Source organism: Aliiglaciecola aliphaticivorans (genome assembly GCF_054782055.1).
In genome coordinates, this window is sequence record NZ_BAAGTF010000010.1 from 272,105 (window position 1) to 296,949 (window position 24,845).

Sequence of the window (24,845 nt, forward strand, 5' to 3'; positions counted from 1 at the left end):
TTGTTCGAATACTCTTAATTAAACTGCTTAAGAAAACGAAGATCGTTCTCAAAAAAGGCTCGGAGATCGTTCACACCATAACGTAACATGGTTAGACGCTCTACCCCCATTCCAAAGGCAAATCCAGTATATTCTTCTGGGTCAATATTGACTGCTCTTAAGACATTTGGATGAACCATACCGCACCCTAACACTTCCAACCATTTGCCGTTTTGTCCCATCACATCCACTTCAGCAGAAGGCTCTGTAAATGGAAAGTAAGATGGACGGAAACGAACTTGCAAGTCGGCCTCGAAGAAGTTATTTAAAAAGTCATGTAAAACGCCTTTTAACTCAGCAAAACTGACATTTTTATCAACCATCAAGCCTTCAACCTGATGAAACATAGGCGTATGGGTTTGGTCATAGTCATTTCGGTATACGCGACCTGGAGAGATTATTCGCAGTGGCGGCTTCTCAACTTCCATAGTGCGAATTTGCACACCTGATGTTTGCGTACGAAGCATCACATCAGGATTGAAATAAAAGGTATCGTGATCAGCTCGAGCCGGGTGATTAGCCGGTATATTCAATGCGTCAAAATTATGAAAACCATCTTCTACTTCTGGTCCAGATTTCACTGTAAAACCAAGCTCTCCAAAGAAGCTTTCTATTCGACGAATAGTACGACTTACGGGGTGTAATCCACCTAAGTTTTCCGTTCTGCCGGGTAAGGTAACATCAATGGTTTCACCAGCTAGTTTTGCGTTGAGCTCAGCATCTCGCAAATATTCACCACGAACTGAAATAAGCCCTTGGATTTTTTGCTTCGCTAAGTTTATCTTTTGTCCGGCAATAGGACGCTCTTCAGCAGATAACTTTCCGAGTCCTTTGAGTAAATCAGTCATATGACCTTTTTTACCCATAAACTCTACTCTCACAGCGTCTAAAGTGGCCGCATCTTGTGCATCGTTAATTTTAATTTGTGCCTGTTCAATTATGGCGTCGAGATCCATAGCTTCCTCGGATTGGAATTTTACTTAATAAATTAAAGGCCTATCTTCACAAACCTGATAAGTGTACTTTGAAAAAGAACCGGTAATTCTACACGAAATCAGACCTTTATAGCTAGCATCAGGCTATGTTTGATCAACAATTTTTTGTATATTTAGGTGATAAGGAAGATAAATAAGGGTGAAAGCTGGCAGTTCAGTAAATTAGTGAAATTATATTTAACTAATAATGAACAATTTGAATGGCGGTAAAACAAAAAAAGTGACAATCATATTGTCACTTTTTTGTATTTTTACATGTTTCAAAAAGTCGATATCAGATGACTTAATGCTGGTTGTAATGAAGTTATACTTAAAAAATAGAATTCACTATAAAGGCCATTAAATAAGCAAGTGCCCCATAACCGACCACTAAGCCCCAGGCAATTTTTTGACTACCGGTTTCAGCTTTAATGGTTGCAACTGTAGCCACGCATTGTAAGGCAATAACATAAAAGATTAGTAAGCCCATTCCAGCACCAAAGGTTAAACCATCGTTTTGGATATTGGCAGCCAAACCAGCAATATTTTCATCTGCACCTTCAATTCCAAACAAAGTGCCTAAGGTACCCACAAATACTTCTCTGGCTAAGAAGGACATCAGAATAGCGACACCATAACGCCAATCCACACCAAGAGGTTCAAACAAAGGTTCAATAAAGTGACCAATATGACCTAAATAAGAATTTTCTAATCCCCCTTCATGGATTGGGAAATACCCCAAAAACCAGATCCCCACAGCAACCATAAAAATAACCGGAGCGGCACGACGTATAAAATACTTAGCGCTATTAAATACGCGATACATCAGTGGTTTCCAATGGGGTAAACGGTAACTGGGTAATTCCAATATAAATGGCATTTCGCTTTTATCACCGTCTGCAAAGTGCATTTTATCCATAACAAAGCTGACAATCAGTGCTGTCATGATGCCGGTCATATACAAACCAAAAAACACCATACCTTGGGTATTCACTAATCCGCCTAGATACTGAGTTTGTGGAATAAATACGGCAATTAACAAGGCATAAACGGGTAAGCGTGCAGAACATGACATGAGGGGAATCGTCATCATTGTAATCAAACGCTTACGAGGTGATTCAATTGTACGTGCCGCCATAATGGCGGGTATGGCGCAGGCATGACCCGATAAGTAAGGAATAAAACTTCGACCAGACAAACCAAAGAAACTTAAGGGTTTATGACAAATTAGCGCCGCTCTGGCTAGATAACCACTGTCTTCTAACAACCCTATGATAAAGGTTAACACCATAATCTGCGGTACAAAGACTAAGAAAGAACCCACACCGCCAAAAATTGCATCATTTAAGAAGTCATTTATAACCCCCTCTGGGAGTGCGCCACTCACAAAAGTAGCCAGTATACCTATGCCACTTTCTACTGCATCCATTAACGGCGTGGCCCAGGTAAATATACTTTGGAACAACAGGAACATAATCGCCATGAAAGCGATACCACCCAACCAATTATGCAGTAGGAATTGATCAATTCTATTTTGCTGTTTTAACACAACATTGGCGTTCATGCCGTATTTATAAGCGAGGTGGCGACTTTGTGTTATCACCTCATCATGATTTTCACACACGTTTTGTGGAGTACAGGTCTGTTGTTCGACTAAATCAGGTAATGCTTGTTGAAACTCAGATAATCCTATAAGTGTTTTTGCCGACAATGCAAAAACTGGCGAGCCTAATTCTGCGGAAAGTCCCTGTACATCAATTTCATGACCAAAACGCAATGCGTCATCGATCATATTAATTACAAACACAAAGCCTTTATTATGCTTTTTAGCTAATGCTTGAATTTGTAAACCAAATACCAAACTGCGTTCAAGGCGAGATGCATCCAAAACACAGACGATTAAACTAGTCTCATCACTATCTAAGGCTTTGTAAATTGCGTCTACTGCCACTTGCTCATCTTGAGAAAAACTGTGTAATGAATAGGTTCCCGGAAAATCAACAATGGTTAGATCTTTCATTTTTCCAGACTTCAGCTCTACTGTGACACCAGGGAAATTAGCCACTTTTTGCTGCAAGCCAGTTAATTGGTTAAACAGTAAACTTTTACCGCTATTCGGCCGCCCAATTAAAACGACCTTTTGTTGAGCACTATTATGATTATCTGAAACAGTTGAAGACACTACGGGTACCTGTTTAGTGAGAATTAGTAATGTAGAAAATAACGGTTAAATTACTTCGTCGAATTTGCGTTACATTTTTATTTTGATATTTTGTGCTATTTCTTTGTCAATTGACAAGATAGCTCCACCCAACTCCACGACCTTTGGACCATTAAACGGACATTGTTTTAGACATGAGATAGTCTCTCCGTCACAAAAGCCCATTTCTTTGAGTCGATTACTCATCGCAACCGACAATCCATTTTGTAATCCAACGATTTTAGCGGATTTTTTTGTAGGAAGTTCCCACACTGTATTTTGCAACATAATTAACTGACCACAAATGAGAACTATTTTCATTTATTATCTTATAAACTCATACTAAAAGGCAAGTTCTGAATAGCCTCTTTGCACTTTTTTTAAGGGTTTAGCTGTTTACTTTGCTTCACCTTATCCTCCGAGCTTGGCTACTGAAGACCTAAAACGAAAAAAGGCGAACCATCCTGGTTCGCCTTTTTCCGAAAGAACTTAAACTTAATTGTTAAAAAATTAAGCCAATGCGCCTTTTGCTGCATCAACCAATGCAGTAAACGCGCCTTTATCATGCACAGCGATGTCTGCAAGGATCTTACGATCGATTTCGACAGACGCTTTCTTCAAACCGTTAATGAAACGGCTATAAGACATGCCATTTTGACGTGCCGCAGCATTAATACGTGCAATCCATAATTGACGGAATTGACGCTTACGCTGACGACGGTCACGGTATGCATATTGACCTGCTTTTGTTACTGCCTGGACAGCAACGCGATAAACTCGACTACGAGCTCCGTAATAACCTTTGGCTTGCTTTAGTACCTTCTTATGACGGGCACGGGCAACTACACCACGTTTTACTCTTGCCATTTTTTAGTCTCCTGTGCTTTAAACGTAAGGTAACATGCGTTGAATCAACGCAGTGTCAGCTGAATGGGCTAATTTCTTGCCACGCAAGTGACGTTTACGCTTAGAGCTCTTCTTGGTCAAAATGTGACGCAAGTGAGACTGCTTGCTTTTGAAACGACCTGAAGCGGTTTTTTTAAAACGCTTGGCTGCTCCACTATTGGATTTCATTTTAGGCATTGCTAAAACTCCGCATTGTTAAGACCACACTTGAGGACATGCTTTGCATGACTACTCTGGGGTCGATGTTTCAACATAGTAGCAAGGTGAACTTAAGGTGCAGATCCGATTTTACGGTCCTCAGTTACTTGTAAACCTTTACTACTTCTTAATTGGGGCAAGCACCATGATCATCTGACGACCCTCTACCCTATGAGGGAAAGACTCGCAGTTGGCAATGTCTTCTAAATCCGTGCGAACACGTTTCAGTTGCTCAATGCCGATCTCTTGGTGGGCCATTTCACGTCCGCGAAAACGAATCGTTACCTTGGCCTTATCACCTCCTTCTAGAAAGCGACGCAGGTTGCGCAGTTTTACCTGGTAGTCGCCTTCATCAGTGCCAGGGCGAAATTTAATCTCCTTGACCTGAATTTGCTTTTGTTTCTTCTTCTGCTCTTTTTGAGCTTTACTCTTCTCGAAAAGGAACTTTCCGTAATCCATTACCTTACATACAGGCGGCTCAGCGTTCGGACTTATCTCTACTAGATCCAAACTAGCTTGGTCGGCGAGAGTTTGAGCTTCTCCTAGAGATACTATCCCTAGCTGTTCACCTTCTTTACCAATTAAGCGAACTTCCGTCGCTGTGATTTCTTCATTGATGTTGGCTTTATCGCCTTGAGCCTTATTATTAGCGCCTTTAATATGTCGTTCCTCCACGAAATTAATCTAATTGCTTAGATGCGACCTGTTGATTAATCAACTCCATAAACCCTTCTATTGAGAATTTACCGAGGTCATCACCCTTGCGAGAGCGCACCGCTACTTCGTTTGCTTCCATTTCTTTGTCGCCTACGACTAATAAAAATGGAACACGTCTAAGAGTGTGCTCGCGGATTTTAAAGCCTATCTTCTCATTTCTCAAGTCCGACTTCGATCTAATTCCAATTTGTTGTAATTTTTTCGCTACATTTGCCGCATATTCACCCTGTTTGTCGGTAATATTCATTACCACAACTTGTGTGGGTGCCAACCATGTTGGATACAAACCGGCGTATTCTTCTGTCAAGATACCGATAAAACGCTCTAACGAGCCTAATGTTGCACGGTGGATCATAACAGCCACTTTACGCTCACCGTCTTCGGCAACATAAGTCGCGCCTAAACGCTCAGGCATGGAGAAATCAAGCTGCACGGTACCGCATTGCCAAGCTCGATCTAAGCAATCATGTAGAGTGAATTCAATTTTAGGACCATAAAACGCCCCTTCTCCTGGCAAATATTGGAAATCAATGTTCTTTGACGTGAGTGCATCGGCCAATTTTTGTTCCGCTTTATCCCAGACTTCATCTGAACCAACCCGTTTTTCAGGACGAGTCGACAATTTCACTACAATTTTTTCAAATCCAAAGACTTTGTAGACTTCGTAAATCATTTCAATGCAACTTGCGACTTCTGCTTCAATCTGATCTTCAGTACAGAAAATATGCGCATCGTCTTGTGTAAAGCCGCGAACGCGCATTAAACCGTGCAATGCACCAGAGGGTTCATTACGGTGACAGCAACCAAATTCGGCCATACGCAACGGCAAATCGCGATAGGATTTCAAGCCTTGATTAAAAATCTGGACGTGACCCGGACAGTTCATCGGTTTGATAGCATACTCGCGCTTTTCTGACTCAGTGGTAAACATGTTTTCCGCATATTTGTCCCAATGGCCAGACTTTTCCCAAAGTACACGGTCCATCATCAAGGGCCCTTTCACTTCACCAAAGCCATATTCACGTTGTTTTTCACGGATGTACTTTTCTAGCTCGGTGTATATGCTCCAACCATCGTTGTGCCAAAACACCATACCTGGCGCTTCTTCTTGCCAATGAAATAAATCAAGGGCTTTACCAATTTTACGGTGATCACGCTTTTCCGCTTCTTCTAAACGATTGAGATAAGCTTTAAGTTGTTTTTTGTCTGCCCAAGCCGTGCCGTAAATACGTTGCAACATTTTGTTATCACTGTTGCCACGCCAGTACGCCCCAGCCACTTTCATAATTTTAAAGTGTTGGCAGAAACGCATATTAGGTACGTGAGGACCACGACACATATCGACATATTCTTCATGATGGTATAGTCCTGGACGGTCATCTTTACTGATATTTTCGTCCAAAATTTCCATTTTATAAGTCTCGCCACGGGCTTCGAAGGTATCCCGAGCTTCTTGCCAACTCACTTTCTTCTTGACTACGTCATAACTGGTTTTAGCCAGCTTCAACATGTGCTTTTCAAGTTTTAACAAATCATCTTCATTTAAAGAATGTTCCATATCGATATCGTAATAAAAACCGTTATCAATAGTTGGACCTATGGCCATTTTCACATCTGGGTAGAGTTGTTTAATGGCGTGTCCAATCAAATGCGCACAGGAATGACGAATAATTTCTAGACCTTCTTCATCTCTGGCGGTAATAATCTGTAAACTAGCATCTTCGGTGATCATGTCGACTGCATCGACCAGTTCGCCATTTATTTTGCCAGCGATGGTAGCTTTCGCTAACCCTGGTCCAATATCATTGGCTACATCTAATACAGAAATGGAATGTTCGAACTGGCGTTGACTGCCATCAGGAAGCGTAATTGTAAGCATTGAATAATCCTTTACACAGTGGTGACACCTACCAAGCGCCACTTGTGAATTATAAAGTTATTTTTCGGCTCTTAATGTATAAGCAATAAAAAACACCCAAATATGGGTGTTTAAGTAACTTAAACCGAAAAATAGATAAGTTAATAAAAAAATCAGCCCTGCTACGATCAGGGAGGAGGCTATATGATACCTAAAATGTTGCTGGCGATGCAATCACAACAGACAATTGCATACGTAAAATATGCCTTTGCCTGCTTTTCCTTGATGTTACCTATTCAAACCTTTGCTGAGCCTGCAAACGCAAAGTGGTTGTTGGTTAAACAAAAAGAACATGTCAGTCTACATACAACAAAAGACAAAAGTGGTTATGTTTGGCTTAAAGCCTCTGTTTTAGTTCATGGCCAACCCAACGATTTTTTAACCCTTCTAGACAATACAGACATAGCCGCCAGTTGGATTGATAATTGCGAAAAAGTTGAAATTCTTACCACCTCTTCAACTACTGAGAAAATAGTTAGAACCACTTTCAACGCGCCTTGGCCAGTCAAAAACCGAGAAATGATAACTCAGTCTTTCACTGAAATTGATCCTCAAAGCCAGACCATTCGGATTCGAATAGAAGATTATTCTGAGCATTATCCCCCCCGCCCTTCATATGTTCAGATGCAGAATGTGAAAGGCAATTGGCTAATACAAAGCACTGGGACTAATAAAATGAAGATTGAGTATATCGGCTATGGTGAGCCCTCAGGTAATATTCCCATTTGGCTCGCCAATAAATTAGCCCTATCTTCTATGTTTAAAACGTTTCGCAATTTAGGAGAAACCTTAGGTGCACCACCTTCACCAAATCACTAAAAGTTATAATAAGCGCATTTTAATAATTAAAAATACCTTCAATTATTTTTGCGTGTTCCATACTCAGGATTTACAGCTAAATTAAGTCAAAACTATGTGGCATTTTGTTAGCGAGCAAATTAGTCAACAATTAAACCAAGAATTTATTTGTGATGATATCCGAGAAATAACCGAAGGCGATTCTCACAGCGCCTACCGAATTTCAGACGGTCACAAACGTTTTTTTGTTAAACTCAATGATGAAGATAAAATATTAAATTTCAGTGCTGAAGCTGAGGGCTTAGAACACATTGCAAAAGCTAATATTTTCAAAACACCTAAGGTGATCTGTTATGGGGTGTCAGAAAACAAAAGTTACCTAGTATTAGAATACCTGCGGTTAGCCCAAGGAAATGAGCAGAGCTGGTATAGCTTTGGCTCTAAATTAGCTTGCATGCACCAAACTCAAACTCAGAACATGTTTGGCTGGCAAGAAGATAACTTTATTGGCCTAACTCCTCAACCTAATCCCTGGACCAAGAAGTGGCCACAATTTTTTGCCGAGCAGCGTATTGGTTACCTGCTTCAGCTTCTGGCAGAACAAGGGCATGCTCTTGCAGCAATCGATGAGGTAGTGGTTTCTGTTGAAAAACTATTACATGGCCATAATCCAGCCGCTTCTATGCTGCATGGTGATTTATGGATAGGTAATACAGGGTTTCAACATGACTTGCCGGTGATATTTGATCCGGCATTTTATTATGGCGATAGAGAAACAGATATTGCGATGACCGAACTATTCAACAAATTCCCAGGGGCATTTTATGATGGCTATAATACAGTGTGGCCACTGAGTAATGAATATGCCTACAGAAAGCCGGTATACCAGCTCTACCATATTTTAAATCACGCCTTGTTATTTGGTGGCACTTATCTGCAAACCGCGAAATCAATACTGAAAAACATGCAAGGTTAAATCATGCAGCAGGGTGCAAAGCTAAAAGCAAACTTGTACCTAAATTCTTTCCCAGATAATCTTCTCAACCATACTAACTGAAACACTAACGTAAACAATTAGGCATTATGGAAAACAAAGTCGTATTTATTACCGGAAGCGCGAAGCGTCTTGGCGCATACAGCGCAAAATTTCTACATAATTTAGGATATCGAATAGTATTGCATTGTCACCATTCAATTGAACAAGTGAAAGATTTATCCACACAATTAAATGAAAAACGTGCTGACTCAGCAAAATGGGTTCAAGGCGACCTATGCAACTTAAAAGAATTAAATAGGGTTGCCCAATCAGCAATTGACGCCTTTGGGCGCATAGATGTGTTAATTAATAACGCCTCTGCTTTCTACCCTACTCCTTTGAACAACTTCAACTCAACAGATTGGCAAGCTCTCATGGGGAGTAACGCCCAAGCACCACTATTTTTAATTCAAAAGTTGCAAAAACAACTTATACAAAATCAAGGCGTTGTAATCAATATGGTAGATATTCATGCACAACGTCCATTGTCAGGCCATACTATATATTGCATGGCGAAGGCAGCTTTAGTGACCCTGACCCAATCACTTGCACAGGAATTAGCCCCTCAAGTTCGTGTAAATGGTGTTGCTCCTGGCGCAATTTTGTGGCCAGACACTGCTCTACCTGAAAATGAGAAAAGTGCGATTCTGTCGCAGATACCTTTGCGCCGATTAGGCAGCGAAAAAGATATATCTGAAGCAATCGCATTTCTAATCTCGGCTTCATATGTCACCGGACAGATATTAGCGGTTGATGGAGGTCGTAGCATAGCGAACCCTAGTGTCGCATAGGAGAATTAATGAGTACTGAAGTATTTGAAACCGAACAAACCATTACTTGTCCAGAGTGCGGGCATCACCTGCATATAAGAGTCGATTGCAGTAATGGTGATCAAGACTTTTTTGAAGAATGTCCAAATTGTTGTCACGAGTTTCACGTTAAACTGCATATTGATGAGCTTAACCATAAACTTCAAATTAAGGTTAATTCGGATGATGAGCAGTTTTATTAGAGTAGCCATTTAAAGTAAGCTAATAATTAACATCATTTACTGCGCTTGTTTAAAGCCATAGCAGACGCGACTTTAAACAGGCCAAAAAGGGGGTTCATTTGTCAACTGTTCAGTTGCTGCTACTTTTCTGTTGCTTAATGTTAGTTAATGCGTGCGGTCAACACTCTATTCAGTCAAATTTTCGTGATTACCAAAATCAAATTAGTGACGAATTTAACATTGCAATACAGCTTAACACTGACCGCGTCGCTATTCGCTATCCCTCTTCAGAGGACATCAAAGTTATCATTCCTGAAACCACCATAAAGCTAAGTGACTTTTATGGTTTAAAACATTGCTCTGTTTCCCTGTTAATAGCACAACGAAATACGGCGCTGGGCAAGGTTCAATTGCCCTCTAAACGGTTTGCCTATGAAGTTCAATTAATACAGGGTCTTAGAGACTGCCTTCAACGCACTCATGAAAAAGATAAGCAACAACAGTTAAGGCAATGGATAGCGCAGAAACAGCAAATGCTGCCTTTGGTTTGGGCGCACATGGTCCTACACAGTAGCGAAATCAGGGGTTCTTTTACTACCAAAACAGAACTATTTAGCCAAATAGGCCAACAACAACTACACAGCTATCAAGACTCCCTAAGACTATTAGTTGCCCTTTACTCACCTACAGCATCAGATATAGAAAACTTAGAATCGGCATTAAATACTTTGCGAAAACAGTCGTTGGCGGCGCAATTATGGTACTCGCAAAGACAGTTGACGCGTTGGCTTAATGATATGAATAAGCACTTACAGCAACAGTTTAATGACGTTTCATGCACGTCTACCGCCACTTCCACTCAATTAGAAAACCTTAAAAAATTATACGACGACACTTTTATAAAGAAGATACAACCAACAACTGATCGTTTAATTGATGTTGCCAGTCTACTAACGCCTCATTTTAAAAAGTTGCAGGAAAACCCAATACTGGCGAAACCATTCACAGATTTTCTAGGACAAAGAGAGTTAGATTTTGAAGATTATATTGAGGCACTTCGTATCCATAAGAGCCTGTGGCAAGAGCTGTTTAATCGCTGTTAGTGATTCAGAAAAAATCTAGCCAAACACACAATACTGTATATAATAACAGTTATGCAGACCAGTAAAATTCGCTACTCAAAACGCACTTGTTTTGTTTATAAACAAAATCAATTGATCGGCAAGATTCAGTTTCAGCGGGACGCAAACATTGGAATTTGGCGAGTGCGCTATTTATCGTCAGATTTACCTATAAACAGTGCTGACCAGCCAAGTGAAATTCAATTAAAACTATGCAATTTAGGGCTTTCATGGCAATGGGGGAAGCTCTACCACAGTTATCAACATGATCGTCTTTGACCAACAAATGCGTAATCTAAATCGGCTACATTTTCATTAGTGTTGATGTGTAAAATCTTCCGATTTGTATGAAAAAATGCAAAAAGCTTTACCCTCAAAATATTAACAAAAAAATAAACCTGTTAATTTTCATAAACTTAACTATTGGCACTATACTCGCTTTATGAATACTGGAAAGCGAGTTTAAGCAAAATGAAGTTTTTGCGAAAACGAAAATACCCTGTTTAATTTCAGTGAGGCAACATTATGAATTTACAATCAAAAACTAAAATTATTGTTACATTAATCACCCCCCTACTCTTACTATCAGGTTGCGCCACCATAGAAGGTGCTGGTAAAGATATCGAAAGCGCAGGCGATGCAATACAAGACGCAGCCAACGATGGGGCAAACTAACGAAAAAAGGCTCAACATCTGGTGAATGTTGAGCCTTTTTAGCTAAATACAAACATGATTAAAAGTAGGTTTCGTCTATCTTGTTATATACCTTAATCAAACCAAGTTGCATTTCATCGATAAATTCGTGAAGTTTATCTTGAATAAGTAATTGCGGGTTCGCTTCCATCAATTGCTTTTCTACCATTGACGTCATTTCCACACACTGCTCGTAGTTAGGCAGTTCCCGCAAGCAATATTCAACCTGTTGCAAAGTATGAATCAGTGCTCTGGGAAAGCGGCTCTCCAACATAAGAAACTTTAAAACATCGGGGCGTCGAATTTTGAAACGCACTTCTCGACGATACATTTGATAAGCAGTCAGTGACTTTAACACGCTCATCCATTGCAGGTTTTCTAAAGCGGATTGTTCTGTTTCCATATCTTGCACTAAGGATGCCGAACGCACATCAATGATCCGCGTTGTCATATCGGCTCTTTCCAAATTGCGACCTATACGCAAAAATTGATAAGCTTCATCGCGGGTCATTGTGCTAACAAGTATGCCGGTTATTTTCTGATTTGACTCAATAATTTCCGTCAAATATTCATAGCGAGAACGTCGAGCGATGGCTTTTTGACGATTGCTGTGGGCAAACAAATACAACTCATTAATTTGTTCCCAAGCCTCTCTAGGAATAATTTCACGGATAGTTCTAGCGTTTTCTCGTGCAGCATTTAATGAGCTCACAATAGACCCTAAATTTTTAGTATCCCCCACCATAAAATTCAAAACACTACGCTCATTGGCTTCTTGGTATTTAGCGTAAAACTCGTCTCGATTAGAGACAATATCAACTAGGGGCTCCCAACCTAGAACAATACTTTTCGGGAGATCTAATAGTAAATTAAAGTTAACATTAATTAGTCTTGCGGTGTTTTCCGCACGTTCCAGATAACGCCCCATCCAACACAAATTACTGGCTACACGTGACAACATATTAATCGCCCTCCATATCAACAATCCATGTATCTTTGCTACCACCACCTTGGGATGAATTAACCACTGTAGAGCCCTTAGTCATTGCAACTCTGGTTAACCCTCCCATGGTAACTTTAATATCTTGCCCGCTTAAAATGAATGGCCTTAAATCCAAATGACGACCTTCCGCTTTGTTATCTATCAAAGTGGGTGCCGTTGACAGCAGTAACATGGGTTGTGCCACATAATTGCGTGGATCTTTTTTTATTAATTGGCGAAATTTCTGATGTTCTCTTTTCGATGCATGTGGACCAATCAACATGCCATAACCCCCGGATTCATTTGCCGGTTTGACCACCATTTGTTCAATATTTTCTAAAACATACTCACGTTCATCGGGGTTAATACAACGATAGGTTGGAACGTTCGGCAGTAATGCCTCTTCATTTAAATAGTATTTGATAATGTCTGGAACATAGCTATAAACAACTTTGTCATCGGCAACCCCGGAACCTGGTGCATTGGCTAAACCTACATTGCCTTTTTTCCATGCTCGCATGATCCCAGGAACACCTAATTGAGAATCTGGGTGGAATACTTCCGGATCTATGTACCAATCATCGATTCGACGATAAATCACGTCTACACGACTCAATCCGTTAATGGTTCTCATGTAAACGCAATCATCATCCTTAACCACTAAGTCATCACCGGTAACTAATTCAGCCCCCATTTGTTGGGCCAAATAAGCATGCTCAAAATAAGCTGAATTATAAATTCCAGGGGTGAGTACGACAATTTCAGGCTCTTTTACATCCCGTGGCGACAGACTTGCCAACATGTCATATAAGTCTGAAGGGTAATTATCGATAGGAAGAATATTGTACTTTTCAAACATTTCAGGGAAAACACGTTTCATTACCTGGCGATTTTCAAGCATGTATGAAACACCTGACGGAACACGTAAATTGTCTTCTAGAACGTAAAAAGTGCCATTGTGGTCCCTTACCAAATCAGAGCCACAAATATGCGCCCATATCCCCTGCGGTGGTTTTACGCCAATACAATCTTTTAAAAAGTTTTTCGATTTCTTTAATAAGTCGGCTGGAAACACTCCATCTTTTATTATGTTCTGATCATTGTAGAGATCATCAATAAACATATTCAGGGCTTTCACTCGTTGTTTAAGGCCCAGTTCAATTTGTTGCCATTCTTTGAGTTCAATAAGGCGTGGAACAATATCGAAAGGCCAAGCTCGGTCAATCGATCCCTCTTCATCATTATATACTCTGAAGGTAATTCCCATGACTTGAATAGCAGAATCAGAGGCCGCTTTATACTCTTTTATTTCGTTATCGGATAACCCTTTGAGATAATCACACAAATCTTTTGCATGTTTTCTGGGTTTAGAACGCCCCTGTATCAGCTCATCGTAGAATTGACCTATTGCATAGTTTCCCCATCTAATCGCCATAGATCCTCCGCGCTGATTTATTGTTGTTTTATATCAGTATACTCAACTAGTTATGATTTGATAGATGCTATATTTAAAATTCTATTGTTTTTAATTTCACCAGAGTTCAAAATATCGAAAAAGAGTTATAAGAACAAGATTTTGTCGATAACCAAAGGTTTTTAACCACCACAACATCAAAAGGAAGCCAATTGACTTACTGTTTAGCCATTGCCTTGAATAAAGGTTTAGTTTTTGCCTCTGACTCTCGCACAAACGCAGGGGTAGATTACGTTGCCACTTACAGTAAAATGACGACCTTCGTGTTTCCAGATAATCGCACAATAGTGTTAACCACCTCTGGCAGTTTAGCCACTTCTCAAGCGGTGATTAACGCCATAAAGCGCGACTTAGCAAATCCCAACGCTGACTTTGATATCAGTCGAGGAAACTATCTTCATGAAGTAGCCCAGTATATTGGTGACTTGAGTCAACAGGAACAAAATCGCCATGCGGACGCCATGGAGAAGTCAAAGACCAGCAATGAATCTAGCTTTTTATTAGGGGGCCAAATTAAAGGGAATAAAAGTGAGATTTTCCTAATCTACCCCCAAGGAAACTATATTTCTGCCTCAGATGAAACACCGTATTTGCAAATAGGCGAAAATAAATATGGAAAACCTATTTTAGACCGTATTATTACCCCTAGTACTTCTTTAGAAGACGCAGCTAGATGTGCAATCGTTTCATTAGACTCCACAATCCGCAGTAACATTTCTGTTGGGCCACCAATTGAAATAGCGATTCATCGCAATGACCATATTGAAGAGCCTTATCACAACGTATTGACCACAAATAGTAACATGTACAGATCAGTGCAGAAGCAGTGGAACGAAGGGCTAAAGAAAGCGTTTGAGAACCTCCCCCGTTTCGATTGGGAGAAGTAACTTCTCCCCTAGGGTGTCATTAGGCAAAGACCGAAGATATACGGGGTTAGAAGAAACAATGGTAATTTCAGTTGAATCACTGATTCATCATCAGTTTATCAAAAAGTGAAGGTACAGATACAAAAGCGCCCCGAGTTCAAGCGGCCCCTTCTGTTAATTTAAGCATATCAGTATCTAATACTACTTCATGAATGAATCGCAGTTTATCTAGGGCAGATATAGAAATAACAAAAGGATAAGCATCATCTAAGCCCATACTTCTATTCAGAGCATTCAATACCTTAGTCAATTGACACCAATCATTAAACAAGTGGGTGAACGAGGTTGAAGTATAAATTTGGTCGATGACGCTATCGGTATTCGGTATCGGGCTGGCTATTTTATTACCTGAAATCGAAAAATCGTAATCATTTGCAGTTTCAAGGGTATCTAGCATATGTAAATAGTGTGCCCAGGTTTCGGCCCAATCTTCCCAGGGGTGCATGCTGGCATAGGCACTTATCCAGACACTCTGCCAATTTTCGCTAGGGCCATTTTGATAGTAACTTTCCATAGATTGCACGTAATCTAATCGTTCGTCACCAAACAACCTGCGAAATTCATCTATTTTATCTGTGCCGGATATCAATCTATCCCAATAATAATGCCCTGATTCATGTCGAAAATGGCCAAGCAGTGTGCGATATCGCTCATTCATTTTCTCGCGCATATCCACGCGAGCCGAATCATCTGCTTCATTTAGATTAATGGTGATCAATCCATTTGCATGGCCTGTGGTCACAAAGCTTTTCACCGTCAATTCATTGCCAAATGAATCTTGAGTTTTGTCTCTTAAAAATGCAAAGCCTAATCCATTGGTTGGATCCTGCACACGATCAACAAGGGGTAAATTGAGTTTTAATAAGGTGTACAACAAACGTCTTTTTGACTGTTCCATTTTCGCCCATAAGGCTTTATTTTCAGGATCATTTAAATCAGGAATTGCCTCATTGAGTCGACAGGAAACGCAATAATCATGATCATCTTCGAGGGGAACCATCCAGTTGCAAACATTGTGCTCAGAATAATTTTTACACTGTTTATATAACTTACCATTGCTGGAGGCTTGTAAATTACCATACTGATTAGTGGTAAAAGCACTCAGCCTGTTTTCTTGCGGAATAAAACCCAACATTAAACCACACGATACGCATTGAACGTTCGCGAAATGTAATGTATTCCCACATTGGCATGTAAATGTTTTCAAAAATGCGTCCTGATACAACTTCAACCTAAAATGAAAAGTTCACTTTAGTACAATATCTAAAGCCGCATATTAGAACCCGCATTTCCCTTAATAGCAATCCTTCCAGCACAAAGTAGCGATAACAGACCCAATAAGTAAGTTCAACGAGGAATTAAAATCCACACATAATATTCAATAAAAGCATGACCTTAAACAAGCTAGAAAAAATATATCAGCTTCAGCAAAAGGCACTCTCAATCTTAAGAGAGACGCTTTTTTGTTATTCAACACCTTGAATCTTAAAAAGTTATTAAATTAATGCAATTGAGAAACTAACATATTGTCAAAATAACCATGATTTTCTTGTAAATTCGAATTTGCTTCTAGTAAAGCCGTTTCACAATGTCTAAAAAACGCCACTTTAGCAGAATAACCTTCGGCACAATTAATTGCTCTATTTAATTTTTGGCGAATTTTGCGTATAAAGATACCCGCTTTATCTGTTTGCCCTAAAGCAGAATATGAATTGGCTAACATAATGGCAATAGCTGTCATTTTTGTCGTCAATTGCGGCGATTCCAACCGGCTATCGAAAATAATTTCAGTTGTCTCTAACGCGGTACCTAAAAATGGAATCACATTTTGGTATTGGCCTTTTTGAAACAGAAGTTCCGCATAATCTGTTAACTCGTTTACTTTTTGAAATGCTTCTTTGGGATGGTCTTCTACCCAATTTTGGTGACTCGGACAAACAAACTGAAAATTTGACATGCAAAAACCTCGCGATGTTGATTATTTACGTGGTGGATTATAAGAAAATATGTGAGGTACACAGGCTTTTAAATCGGTTGTATCTGCTCCCTGTGTATAAGCAATAAAATAATTATGAAGCAGACTAATTTGCGCCATTTTTCGTTGGTATTGACGCTTATCTAGTATCTCAAATAACAGCGGTTTCAGACGTTGAACCATGCGATAACAATATTTACGCCATGATGTGGATAGCAAGCTATCGCATACTACATGCAATAAGGTATCAAGGATCCGCAAGTGCGCAGTTTTAGTCTCTTTGCTATTGCCCATTGCTTTAGCTCTTTCTAAACCCGCGTGTACATATCGATTTATGAGTTCCAGTTCGGCGTCTTCAGAAGGATTTTTAACCGCCATTTCCAAACACGAAAAAGTATAACAATACATGCCAACAAACCTTATTGATAATCATTATCATTTAGATTAGACAATTACACTACTAAGGTCAACGCTAAATTCAAAATTATTTGCTTAATTTTAATTCTTGTTTCAAAGCATTTGAAAAGTATGATTTTTTATTCACAACGAGGCGTATTTGGAAATGTGATTAAGCTGACAAAGCACGATGACATAATATTAAGAATGGGTAGTCTTTGCCGTTAAAGGTTTAACAACAACTTCCCTACTCACTTATGCTTTTAGTTTGTCTTTTGTTATTCAGCAAATGCATTAGATTAAAAAGGATTTAGAACACCCAATAGCATTCAAATTTGACTGAATAGACCCTATTGAAGCCAGGTTTAAGTTTCCCAAATTGGCGGACTGGCAATTTTTTCAATTAGAAAGTCAATGAATACCCTAACTTTAGAAGTCAGAACGTTGGATTTTGGATAGACAAGCCAAATAGCAGCATGATCATCAATTTGGTAGTCTGGCAGTACCTTTACTAAGCTACCTTGCTTTAATTCAGTATGAATATTCCAGATGGAACTCATACAAATTCCTCCACCAGCAATGGCTGCTATTCGCATACTAGCACCATCGTCACACACGACACGAGATAGACTCTTTGCAGGAGGAAACGAGTATTCCTGTTTACCGGTTAAAGATATTAACCTTCTTGGTTTGGAGTTCATAAAGATCAACAATTGATGATGATTCAAATCGTCGGGGCTGTGGGGTATACCGTTTCTTTCTAGATAATCCGGTGACGCGCATAATACTCGGGTATCTTTTGCCAGCCTTCTGCCAATTAAACTGCTGTCTTCTACTGCATAATTACGTAGCGCTAAATCAAAACCACCATCAATTAGATTCACCTGGGTATCCGAGAGTTTTAGCTCAACATTTACATCTGGATAGCGTTGTAAAAACTCAGGCAGTATTGGCACGATATAACGCTGAGCAAAGGTACTGGAAGATGCGAATCTGAGCGTACCGCTTACATTAGAATTACCCCGACCTAGGGCCGCATAAGCGGCATCCTCTTGGGCAATTATTTCTCTGGCGAATGGAAGAAACTCTGCCCCTTCTATGGATAAACTGACCTTACGGGTTGATCGGTGAAATAAATCTGCCTTTAATTGAATTTCAAGTTTAGATAGTCGTGCACTAGCAACAGACGGTGCTAGCCCTAACTTGCGACCTGCAGCACTGATATTGAGCATATCTGCTGCCAAAACGAAGAGTCGAACGCCACTTGTGTCCACTTATTATATCCAAAAACAGAATTCTGATTACTTATATTAGCCATTTATACATCATATCAAAACCAATAACATAAGTTCATCAAATTATTCAGGATCATTCTGATCCTCTACTTTAAGGAGTCACTTTGTTAGTTCAAGCTAAATACAATGAAACTGCTTTTCCTAGCATTAACCGAGGCTTCAATAGTGTATTCAAACTAGGCAAGCTATCTATCGGCCTGGTGGTTCCCATTGAGAATTATGCAACAAGTTCTGTACCTTCAATGCATGCTCATGTGGAACGGGTTCAATTAGCTGAAAAATTAGGATTCTCAGCGGTGTGGTTGCGTGATGTACCCTTTAACGTCCCATCTTTTGGTGATGCCGGGCAGTTACTCGATCCCTTTGTATATCTTGGCTTACTGGCTGGACAAACTTCACACATAGCCCTTGGCGTTGCCAGTTTGATTTTACCCCTTAGGCATCCCGCACATGTTGCAAAGGCAGCGGCTTCTGTTGACCAACTCTCTGGAGGACGGCTGATTTTAGGGATCGCCAGTGGTGATCGTCCAGAAGAATATCCGGCCATGAATGTGTCATATCATGACCGTGGAAAACTATTTCGAGAAAGTTATGAGTATATTCGTCGTCTGGCAGATTCTAATCCAAAATTTGATAATACATTTGGAAAAGCGGCAGGAAATATCGACATGCTGCCTAAACCTCAAAATCGTCGTTTACCTTTGCTGATAACTGGCTCATCCCAGCAATCTCCAAGTTGGTTAGCAGAACATGGTGACGGGTGGATTACCTACCCTAGAGCACAACAACTGCAGCAGCAATTTATTCAGCAACTAAGGGACAATAGTCAAAACCAAAGTAGCGCCCCCCGTCCAGTTATGGAGCCTCTTTATATTGATTTAGACAAAAACCCTGACAGTTTACCCCAACCAATTCACCTGGGTTATAAGCTAGGCATTAATCAACTGTGTAAATACCTCAAAACTAGAGAAGAGATTGGCGTCAATCACATAGCCTTAAACCTGCGCTTTAACAAGCGAAATACCGAAGAAACCCTAGCGGAAATAGCAGACGTTGTGCTTCGGGCATTCAAGCAAAAGGACTAGATAAATGAAAAAAACAATTTTACTTACAGGTGCAACCGACGGTATTGGTTTGCAAACCGCTAAAGTGTTTGCTACTCAAGGTCATACCTTATTGCTACACGGTCGCAATGGCGCAAAACTCGCGCAGACTAAAGAAACGCTTTTAAAACTTAACCCAAACACGTCTATCGAGTTGTTCAAATCAGACTTGGCAAATTTATCGGATGTGGAAAAAATGGCATCTGATATACAACAAAAGGTCAGTGCTATTGATGTATTGATAAACAACGCTGGTGTTTTCAAAGTACCTAATCCAATAACAGACGAAGGCTACGATATTCGTTTTGTGGTAAATACCCTCGCCCCTTATTTATTAACTCGAAAAATATTACCACTGTTCAATGCTAGTGGCCGGGTTATCAACCTTTCTTCCGCCGCTCAAGCCCCCGTCAATCTGAAAGCCATACAGGGCGAACAGTCTCTATCAGATAGCGATGCATATGCACAAAGTAAACTGGCGCTAACAATGTGGACATTCCAATTAGCGAAAGAAAACAGCAGCAACGCACCGGCTTTTATTGCTATCAACCCTGCGTCTTTCCTGGGCAGCAAAATGGTTAAAGAAGCTTATGGTTCAAAGGGAAAAGACTTGCAAATTGGCGCGGACATTTTAGTACGAGCTGCATTGAGTGACGAGTTTGCCTCTGCCTCAGGCAAATATTTTGATAACGATATTGGCAATTGGTCACAACCCCATCCCGATGCACTTGATCTCGCCAAAAATACAGCTTTGCTATCCGCCATGGAAGATGTGCTGGCTCGACTCGGCGTCAAAGCCTAGTCGCAATAAAGTAGCAGAATACACTCATCTCTTTATTTTAAATTAAACAGCAAATGTACTTAGGGTAATAAAACATGAAAGCAATGATCGTAAACAACTTTGGCGATTCTGATGTATTTGAATCAATAGAACTCCCTAAACCAGCACTAAAGCCGGGGCATGTGCGAGTTAAAATTGAGGCGACCAGCGTCAATACCGTAGACACAATGATCCGTCAGATGGGACCAGAGTTACCTCTTTCACCCGCTGCACCTGCATTATTAGGGATGGATTTTGCTGGGGTTATTGAAGAAGTTGGCGAAAACGTAAGCGAATACAATATTGGCGATGAAGTCTATGGTTGTGCCGGAGGACTAGCCGATCTTCCAGGGACGCTTGCCGAGTATATTGTCGCAGACGCCAATCTAATTGCACTCAAACCGAAAAATCTGAACATGCGAGAAGCAGCAGCGTTACCGCTAGTCGCGATTACCGCTTATGAAGGTTTACAACGGGCAGGAATAAAAGCAGGTCAAAATGTATTGGTTCACGGTGGATCGGGTGGTGTAGGCCACGTCGCCATTCAGCTTGCACGCCATTTTGGCGCTAATGTATTTTCAACAGGTGGCGGCAATGTGCAGCTAGAAATGATTCAACAGCTCGGTGCGACCCCCATAAACTATGTCACAGAATCAGTTGAAGATTACGTACAAAAACACACCAATGGTGCCGGTTTCGACCTTGTATTTGACTCAGTCGGTGGCGCAAATATGGCCAAATCTTTTGAAGCTGCAGCACTCAACGGCCAAGTTGCATCTACTGTCTCCATGGTTGAACTTGATTTAACCACTGCTCACTTCAAAGGACTGTCTTTACACGTGGTATTCATGTTAATTCCCATGTTACATGACTTCCATCGTGAAAAGCATGGCGCTATTTTGAAAGCCTTAACAAGCATAGTTGAAGCCGGTGATCTAAAGCCCGTACTCGACGATTCAGTTTTCTTTTTGGCAGATGTAGGCAAAGCACACAAGCGTTTAGAAAGTGGCAAAGCAATGGGTAAAGTGGTTATCAATATTTAATTTATTATTGCAACAATCAACAGTCACCGAATTCGCGATTTAATGTAACAAACGTAATTAAAATAGAAACACATTTAAAGGTACATACGATGAACATGTCTATACGACGCGCAGCGCTGATCATAAGCCTCGTTATTTTCAGCTCCACAAGCATGGCACAGAGCCCTAAAAATCAATCGAAAGTGATTGATGCTGCAGAGATTAAATGGGGTTATTTGAACCCATTACGCGGCGATAAGAGTCCTGGAGCAGCGGATTTATGGGGAGACAGAACGAAAAATGTCGCTACCGGTATGTTGGTAAAATTCAACAAAGGATTTTCTTCACCGCCGCATATTCACAACATCTCCTATCGGGGAATTGTGATCCAAGGTTTAATGCACAATGATGACCCCAACGCAGACCACATGTGGCTACCCAAAACCTCATTCTGGACACAACCGGCAGGAGAAAACCACATTACCGCGGCCAATGGAGAATCAAATTTAATCTATTTGGAAATTGACAGTGGTCCATACTTAGTTAAATCAGTTGACGAGCAATATGACAATGGCGAGAGACCCATTAATGTTCACTCTTCTAATTTAGTGTGGTTAACACAAAGAGAAACAAATTTAATTGACGGCGATAACGTACAGCTTGCAAACCTTTGGAAAAGCCACAAATCGGAGCAACTTAGCGGAAGCCTAATAAAACTTCCTGCGAACTTTAGCGGAAAAATCAGCAGTAAAACCACTGAGTTCAAGGCAGTTGTCATCCAGGGTAACGTTAATTATGATTCCATAGAGATGCGCCAATCCAAGGATCTACAGGCTGGTTCAATGTTCAGTTCATCTGGCAATTTCAGCCACAATATAGCCACCACAAATGAAAGCATTCTCTATGTGCGCTCAAAAGGAACATTTAAGATCGTTGCAAATTAACACACCTAGAGTCATTAACTTATATGATGCAACAGCCTGAACTAGCTAGCATAGGCTAGTACAGGCTAGTACAGGCTGGATTTAACTGTTTACAGTGATATAAATTGCTCACCCCCTCTGTATTTTTTAACAACGCGATAATGTTTACTTAGGCAACAATATGTAGAGCGTTCTTATAAGTAAGTATTGGGGATCTAAAATGACAATCATCCTTTGCAGTTATACCACTGGGAATTAGTAGAATGTCAACCCAGAGTACGTTTCCAGCGGTTTCACAGACTTTCTAGCAAAATATATACTATGTAGATAAAGATGTACTTTCAGGATAATCTAAGAAAATGGTGCGTCCGAGTAGACTCGAACTACCGACCCCTACCATGTCAAGGTAGTGCTCTAACCAACTGAGCTACGGACGCACTGTATATTTGAGGCTTAACACGAATGTCTCAAGCGGCGCGTATAATAACGATGCTTATCGTTATCTTCAAGGAGTTTTTCAGCTTTGTTTGCTCGTATGCGTGATTTTTCGCCATAAGTAGTCAAACGCAAAGGGTTTGATCCTATTTGCCACATCATTATCTTGAGTAAGATTGGCAAACGCCTCCCCTAACCTATCACTTTGCTCAATCACCGTTTGCCAATATCCTATGCGTTGTTGCGCTGGCATTGTTTCAAAGTCTTTTCTGTCTGGTATTTTCTGATAAGGCAATGAAGCGATAAACTCATCAGATGGGACAGCCATTACCACTTTGTCATAGCTACTTTTGTGGGGTAGTCGAGTCTTTAATGATTTATCAAACCAGCCAGGGATCGGCTTTGAGTAAAAGTGTGGATAAAATATCAATCCATCATGGGGTCCCAGATTTAGATCAAAATGGTAATCAATTATACCACCATCTCGATACATCCCTTTCGGTGCACCATTTATATTCTGTACGCCCTCGATCACTAGGGGAATTGAACCCGAGGCCATCAGTGCCTGAGCCAAATTGTGCTTTGACAAAGGGACATAACGAGTTGGCATCTTATTCGGATCCGATATTTGTAATTCACTCGTGGGTGAAGCAAAAACATAACGCTCATAAAATCGTTGTAAAAACCGCCTTTGCACCGCGTTAGCGCCGGCACTCGCCAACAGACCGGTCAATTGCAAGGGTTTGGCTTCGAATTGAGTCAGCCCTTTGCAACGCGCAACAATGAAATGCGCTTTAATAATGGGATTTTGGATAATTTCCTCAACACCATTGTCCCCTAATACATAATCTAATAATTCTAACCCAGATAGTGTGATCTCTTTCGCGCTGGGTTTGTCGCTGTACTCTGTGCGTGAATAGCGTTCAGCTAAGCGATTGATCGCAGCTAAAGGGTCTTGTTGGGCAAAACACGCAAAGCGAAAAGCGCCAGCTGATGAACCTATAATCTGCAATGGCGTTGTACGCTTAGCAAAAAAAGTAGAGAAGACATATCTATCTAAGCCTGCTAACACGAACCACTTTGGGCCCCCAGAAGCCCCCAGCATGTAATCGAACATCTGTTGTCTCAATCCATGCTGCTGAATTTCCTTCAAAGCAGTTGGACCTGCATATAAATCAAGTACTTGCACTAACTTTTAACCGGTTGAATAGGATAAGTTTAATGTAACAATCAAGGGGCTATTTGCAAGTATCTGAAGTATTTTAGTTTTTAATAGTTATCAACAACCCCGTCAATTAGGTGTTTTCTTCAAACAAGGCACACACCGCCCCAGCGGGATCTTGAATAATGATATAGCGGCTTTGTGAACCATAATGCTTAATTTTAGATAATAACTTTCCACCTCCCGCCTCGGTTTGAGCAATTGATTCGTCTAAGTTTGCCACTTTAAAATACAACAACCACTGTGCAGGCAACCCCGCGTTATCTCCCTTTGCATGGCAAATACCTACAACATCCTGGTTATTGCTGGGCAACTGCATACTATAATCATCATAATCCCCCATGCTAACTGGGTTTGCTTGCCAGCCTATGACTTGTGCATAAAACGCTTTCACATCGTCTGCATTTTTAACAGTAAGGTCCGTCCAAACCACCGAGCCAATTGGTGCTGTTGACATAATTTAGTCCTCTAATAATAAAACGCTTTAATTTTAGCCAAAATCAGTTCTTGGTGGATTTCTGGACAACCAAATATACACCTTACATTTCAACTAGTTAAGTGACATATAAAGTTTCCTCAACAAGGTTATCCACAGAAACAGTGGATAACATTTTAATAAGATACTTTGTTAGTAACACTTGACTTACAGCATAGCTAAAGCACAATAAAAAAGCGCTTTTA

At 40.5% G+C, this 24,845-nt stretch carries 26 protein-coding genes and 1 tRNA gene; 11 read left to right on the forward strand and 16 right to left on the reverse strand.

All coding sequences use genetic code 11. The features are described 5' to 3' along the window. Positions 1-14 precede the first annotated feature (14 nt). The 7 genes from pheS to thrS form a co-directional block, all read right to left on the reverse strand. On the reverse strand, positions 15-995 hold the full coding sequence (pheS, locus tag ACYVIL_RS06525) for a phenylalanine--tRNA ligase subunit alpha (RefSeq protein WP_216047295.1): 981 nt from the start codon (positions 993-995) through the stop codon (positions 15-17). Positions 996-1,344: 349 nt separating this feature from the next. Further along, the gene (gene feoB, locus ACYVIL_RS06530) at positions 1,345-3,195 is read right to left on the reverse strand and encodes a ferrous iron transporter B (protein ID WP_460311959.1); all 1,851 of its coding nucleotides are present in this window, start codon (positions 3,193-3,195) and stop codon (positions 1,345-1,347) included. 69 nt (positions 3,196-3,264) lie between these two features. Continuing rightward, positions 3,265-3,534, reverse strand: coding sequence for a FeoA family protein (locus tag ACYVIL_RS06535; RefSeq protein ID WP_303473618.1), 270 nt, complete (start codon positions 3,532-3,534; stop codon positions 3,265-3,267). 189 nt (positions 3,535-3,723) lie between these two features. Continuing rightward, a complete protein-coding gene (gene rplT, locus ACYVIL_RS06540; protein ID WP_216047298.1) occupies positions 3,724-4,080 on the reverse strand; it encodes a 50S ribosomal protein L20 in 357 nt (118 codons plus the stop codon). A gap of 18 nt (positions 4,081-4,098) precedes the next feature. Further along, positions 4,099-4,296, reverse strand: coding sequence for a 50S ribosomal protein L35 (gene rpmI, locus ACYVIL_RS06545; protein ID WP_216047299.1), 198 nt, complete (start codon positions 4,294-4,296; stop codon positions 4,099-4,101). Positions 4,297-4,437: 141 nt separating this feature from the next. Next, complete coding sequence (gene infC, locus ACYVIL_RS06550; protein WP_303473613.1) at positions 4,438-4,992, reverse strand: translation initiation factor IF-3; 555 nt, start codon at positions 4,990-4,992, stop codon at positions 4,438-4,440. A 4-nt stretch (positions 4,993-4,996) separates the two neighbouring features. Then, positions 4,997-6,913, reverse strand: a complete 1,917-nt coding sequence (gene thrS / locus ACYVIL_RS06555; RefSeq protein ID WP_460311960.1) for a threonine--tRNA ligase — start codon at positions 6,911-6,913, stop codon at positions 4,997-4,999. 183 nt (positions 6,914-7,096) lie between these two features. Here thrS and ACYVIL_RS06560 point away from each other — a divergent pair, with 183 nt between their 5' ends. From ACYVIL_RS06560 to ACYVIL_RS06585, 6 genes are all read left to right on the forward strand, one after another. Further along, positions 7,097-7,771: an START domain-containing protein gene (locus ACYVIL_RS06560; RefSeq protein WP_303473609.1), complete on the forward strand. Its 675-nt coding sequence runs from the start codon at positions 7,097-7,099 to the stop codon at positions 7,769-7,771. Positions 7,772-7,865: 94 nt separating this feature from the next. After that, the gene (locus tag ACYVIL_RS06565) at positions 7,866-8,726 is read left to right on the forward strand and encodes a fructosamine kinase family protein (RefSeq protein WP_460311961.1); all 861 of its coding nucleotides are present in this window, start codon (positions 7,866-7,868) and stop codon (positions 8,724-8,726) included. Positions 8,727-8,833: 107 nt separating this feature from the next. Continuing rightward, entirely contained in the window at positions 8,834-9,577 is a 744-nt protein-coding gene (locus tag ACYVIL_RS06570; protein ID WP_460311962.1) for a pteridine reductase, read from the forward strand. Positions 9,578-9,585: 8 nt separating this feature from the next. After that, the gene (locus ACYVIL_RS06575; RefSeq protein ID WP_303473603.1) at positions 9,586-9,798 is read left to right on the forward strand and encodes a CPXCG motif-containing cysteine-rich protein; all 213 of its coding nucleotides are present in this window, start codon (positions 9,586-9,588) and stop codon (positions 9,796-9,798) included. A gap of 98 nt (positions 9,799-9,896) precedes the next feature. Further along, positions 9,897-10,880 (forward strand): DUF3080 family protein, encoded by a 984-nt coding sequence (locus tag ACYVIL_RS06580; protein ID WP_460311963.1) that lies wholly within the window; start codon positions 9,897-9,899, stop codon positions 10,878-10,880. 543 nt (positions 10,881-11,423) lie between these two features. Further along, the gene (locus ACYVIL_RS06585; protein ID WP_460311964.1) at positions 11,424-11,573 is read left to right on the forward strand and encodes an entericidin A/B family lipoprotein; all 150 of its coding nucleotides are present in this window, start codon (positions 11,424-11,426) and stop codon (positions 11,571-11,573) included. A gap of 58 nt (positions 11,574-11,631) precedes the next feature. Here ACYVIL_RS06585 and ACYVIL_RS06590 read toward each other — a convergent pair whose 3' ends face one another. Together ACYVIL_RS06590 and ACYVIL_RS06595 are read right to left on the reverse strand one after the other, a co-directional pair. Continuing rightward, the gene (locus ACYVIL_RS06590; RefSeq protein ID WP_303473598.1) at positions 11,632-12,552 is read right to left on the reverse strand and encodes an alpha-E domain-containing protein; all 921 of its coding nucleotides are present in this window, start codon (positions 12,550-12,552) and stop codon (positions 11,632-11,634) included. A gap of 1 nt (position 12,553) precedes the next feature. After that, positions 12,554-14,008: a circularly permuted type 2 ATP-grasp protein gene (locus ACYVIL_RS06595; protein ID WP_303473596.1), complete on the reverse strand. Its 1,455-nt coding sequence runs from the start codon at positions 14,006-14,008 to the stop codon at positions 12,554-12,556. 191 nt (positions 14,009-14,199) lie between these two features. Here ACYVIL_RS06595 and ACYVIL_RS06600 point away from each other — a divergent pair, with 191 nt between their 5' ends. After that, positions 14,200-14,934: a peptidase gene (locus ACYVIL_RS06600; protein ID WP_303473594.1), complete on the forward strand. Its 735-nt coding sequence runs from the start codon at positions 14,200-14,202 to the stop codon at positions 14,932-14,934. Between the two features lie 136 nt (positions 14,935-15,070). Here ACYVIL_RS06600 and ACYVIL_RS06605 read toward each other — a convergent pair whose 3' ends face one another. From ACYVIL_RS06605 to ACYVIL_RS06620, 4 genes are all read right to left on the reverse strand, one after another. Continuing rightward, complete coding sequence (locus tag ACYVIL_RS06605; protein ID WP_460311965.1) at positions 15,071-16,204, reverse strand: zinc-binding metallopeptidase family protein; 1,134 nt, start codon at positions 16,202-16,204, stop codon at positions 15,071-15,073. Between the two features lie 270 nt (positions 16,205-16,474). Beyond that, positions 16,475-16,930 carry a hypothetical protein gene (locus ACYVIL_RS06610; protein ID WP_303473588.1) on the reverse strand — a complete coding sequence of 152 codons (456 nt, stop codon included), beginning with the start codon at positions 16,928-16,930 and terminating at the stop codon, positions 16,475-16,477. A 21-nt stretch (positions 16,931-16,951) separates the two neighbouring features. Then, the gene (locus ACYVIL_RS06615; protein ID WP_460311966.1) at positions 16,952-17,356 is read right to left on the reverse strand and encodes a hypothetical protein; all 405 of its coding nucleotides are present in this window, start codon (positions 17,354-17,356) and stop codon (positions 16,952-16,954) included. 353 nt (positions 17,357-17,709) lie between these two features. Beyond that, a complete protein-coding gene (locus ACYVIL_RS06620) occupies positions 17,710-18,618 on the reverse strand; it encodes a LysR family transcriptional regulator (RefSeq protein WP_460311967.1) in 909 nt (302 codons plus the stop codon). A 125-nt stretch (positions 18,619-18,743) separates the two neighbouring features. On the opposite strand from ACYVIL_RS06620, the gene ACYVIL_RS06625 reads away from it, so the two are divergent. The 4 genes from ACYVIL_RS06625 to ACYVIL_RS06640 all read left to right on the forward strand — a co-directional run bounded on the left by ACYVIL_RS06625 (position 18,744) and on the right by ACYVIL_RS06640 (position 22,528). Next, positions 18,744-19,724 carry an LLM class oxidoreductase gene (locus ACYVIL_RS06625; RefSeq protein ID WP_460311968.1) on the forward strand — a complete coding sequence of 327 codons (981 nt, stop codon included), beginning with the start codon at positions 18,744-18,746 and terminating at the stop codon, positions 19,722-19,724. Positions 19,725-19,728: 4 nt separating this feature from the next. Then, the gene (locus ACYVIL_RS06630; RefSeq protein WP_460311969.1) at positions 19,729-20,544 is read left to right on the forward strand and encodes an SDR family NAD(P)-dependent oxidoreductase; all 816 of its coding nucleotides are present in this window, start codon (positions 19,729-19,731) and stop codon (positions 20,542-20,544) included. A gap of 74 nt (positions 20,545-20,618) precedes the next feature. Next, the gene (locus ACYVIL_RS06635) at positions 20,619-21,605 is read left to right on the forward strand and encodes a zinc-dependent alcohol dehydrogenase family protein (RefSeq protein ID WP_460311970.1); all 987 of its coding nucleotides are present in this window, start codon (positions 20,619-20,621) and stop codon (positions 21,603-21,605) included. 89 nt (positions 21,606-21,694) lie between these two features. Beyond that, complete coding sequence (locus ACYVIL_RS06640; protein WP_460311971.1) at positions 21,695-22,528, forward strand: DUF4437 domain-containing protein; 834 nt, start codon at positions 21,695-21,697, stop codon at positions 22,526-22,528. A 339-nt stretch (positions 22,529-22,867) separates the two neighbouring features. Here ACYVIL_RS06640 and ACYVIL_RS06645 read toward each other — a convergent pair. From ACYVIL_RS06645 to ACYVIL_RS06655, 3 genes are all read right to left on the reverse strand, one after another. Further along, positions 22,868-22,944: transfer RNA gene (locus tag ACYVIL_RS06645), tRNA-Val, on the reverse strand. 80 nt (positions 22,945-23,024) lie between these two features. Further along, the gene (locus ACYVIL_RS06650; protein ID WP_460311972.1) at positions 23,025-24,131 is read right to left on the reverse strand and encodes a patatin-like phospholipase domain-containing protein; all 1,107 of its coding nucleotides are present in this window, start codon (positions 24,129-24,131) and stop codon (positions 23,025-23,027) included. 106 nt (positions 24,132-24,237) lie between these two features. Next, complete coding sequence (locus ACYVIL_RS06655; RefSeq protein WP_303473446.1) at positions 24,238-24,621, reverse strand: VOC family protein; 384 nt, start codon at positions 24,619-24,621, stop codon at positions 24,238-24,240. Between the last annotated feature and the right edge of the window lie 224 nt (positions 24,622-24,845).

Coding starts and splice junctions, on each gene's coding strand:
- pheS (WP_216047295.1), bottom strand. CDS start 995: ATGGATCTCGACGCCATAATTGAACAGGCACAAATTAAAATTAACGAT.
- ACYVIL_RS06535 (WP_303473618.1), bottom strand. CDS start 3,534: ATGAAAATAGTTCTCATTTGTGGTCAGTTAATTATGTTGCAAAATACA.
- rplT (WP_216047298.1), bottom strand. CDS start 4,080: ATGGCAAGAGTAAAACGTGGTGTAGTTGCCCGTGCCCGTCATAAGAAG.
- rpmI (WP_216047299.1), bottom strand. CDS start 4,296: ATGCCTAAAATGAAATCCAATAGTGGAGCAGCCAAGCGTTTTAAAAAA.
- thrS (WP_460311960.1), bottom strand. CDS start 6,913: ATGCTTACAATTACGCTTCCTGATGGCAGTCAACGCCAGTTCGAACAT.
- ACYVIL_RS06560 (WP_303473609.1), top strand. CDS start 7,097: ATGATACCTAAAATGTTGCTGGCGATGCAATCACAACAGACAATTGCA.
- ACYVIL_RS06565 (WP_460311961.1), top strand. CDS start 7,866: ATGTGGCATTTTGTTAGCGAGCAAATTAGTCAACAATTAAACCAAGAA.
- ACYVIL_RS06570 (WP_460311962.1), top strand. CDS start 8,834: ATGGAAAACAAAGTCGTATTTATTACCGGAAGCGCGAAGCGTCTTGGC.
- ACYVIL_RS06575 (WP_303473603.1), top strand. CDS start 9,586: ATGAGTACTGAAGTATTTGAAACCGAACAAACCATTACTTGTCCAGAG.
- ACYVIL_RS06585 (WP_460311964.1), top strand. CDS start 11,424: ATGAATTTACAATCAAAAACTAAAATTATTGTTACATTAATCACCCCC.
- ACYVIL_RS06590 (WP_303473598.1), bottom strand. CDS start 12,552: ATGTTGTCACGTGTAGCCAGTAATTTGTGTTGGATGGGGCGTTATCTG.
- ACYVIL_RS06595 (WP_303473596.1), bottom strand. CDS start 14,008: ATGGCGATTAGATGGGGAAACTATGCAATAGGTCAATTCTACGATGAG.
- ACYVIL_RS06610 (WP_303473588.1), bottom strand. CDS start 16,930: ATGTCAAATTTTCAGTTTGTTTGTCCGAGTCACCAAAATTGGGTAGAA.
- ACYVIL_RS06615 (WP_460311966.1), bottom strand. CDS start 17,356: ATGTATTGTTATACTTTTTCGTGTTTGGAAATGGCGGTTAAAAATCCT.
- ACYVIL_RS06630 (WP_460311969.1), top strand. CDS start 19,729: ATGAAAAAAACAATTTTACTTACAGGTGCAACCGACGGTATTGGTTTG.
- ACYVIL_RS06635 (WP_460311970.1), top strand. CDS start 20,619: ATGAAAGCAATGATCGTAAACAACTTTGGCGATTCTGATGTATTTGAA.
- ACYVIL_RS06640 (WP_460311971.1), top strand. CDS start 21,695: ATGAACATGTCTATACGACGCGCAGCGCTGATCATAAGCCTCGTTATT.
- ACYVIL_RS06655 (WP_303473446.1), bottom strand. CDS start 24,621: ATGTCAACAGCACCAATTGGCTCGGTGGTTTGGACGGACCTTACTGTT.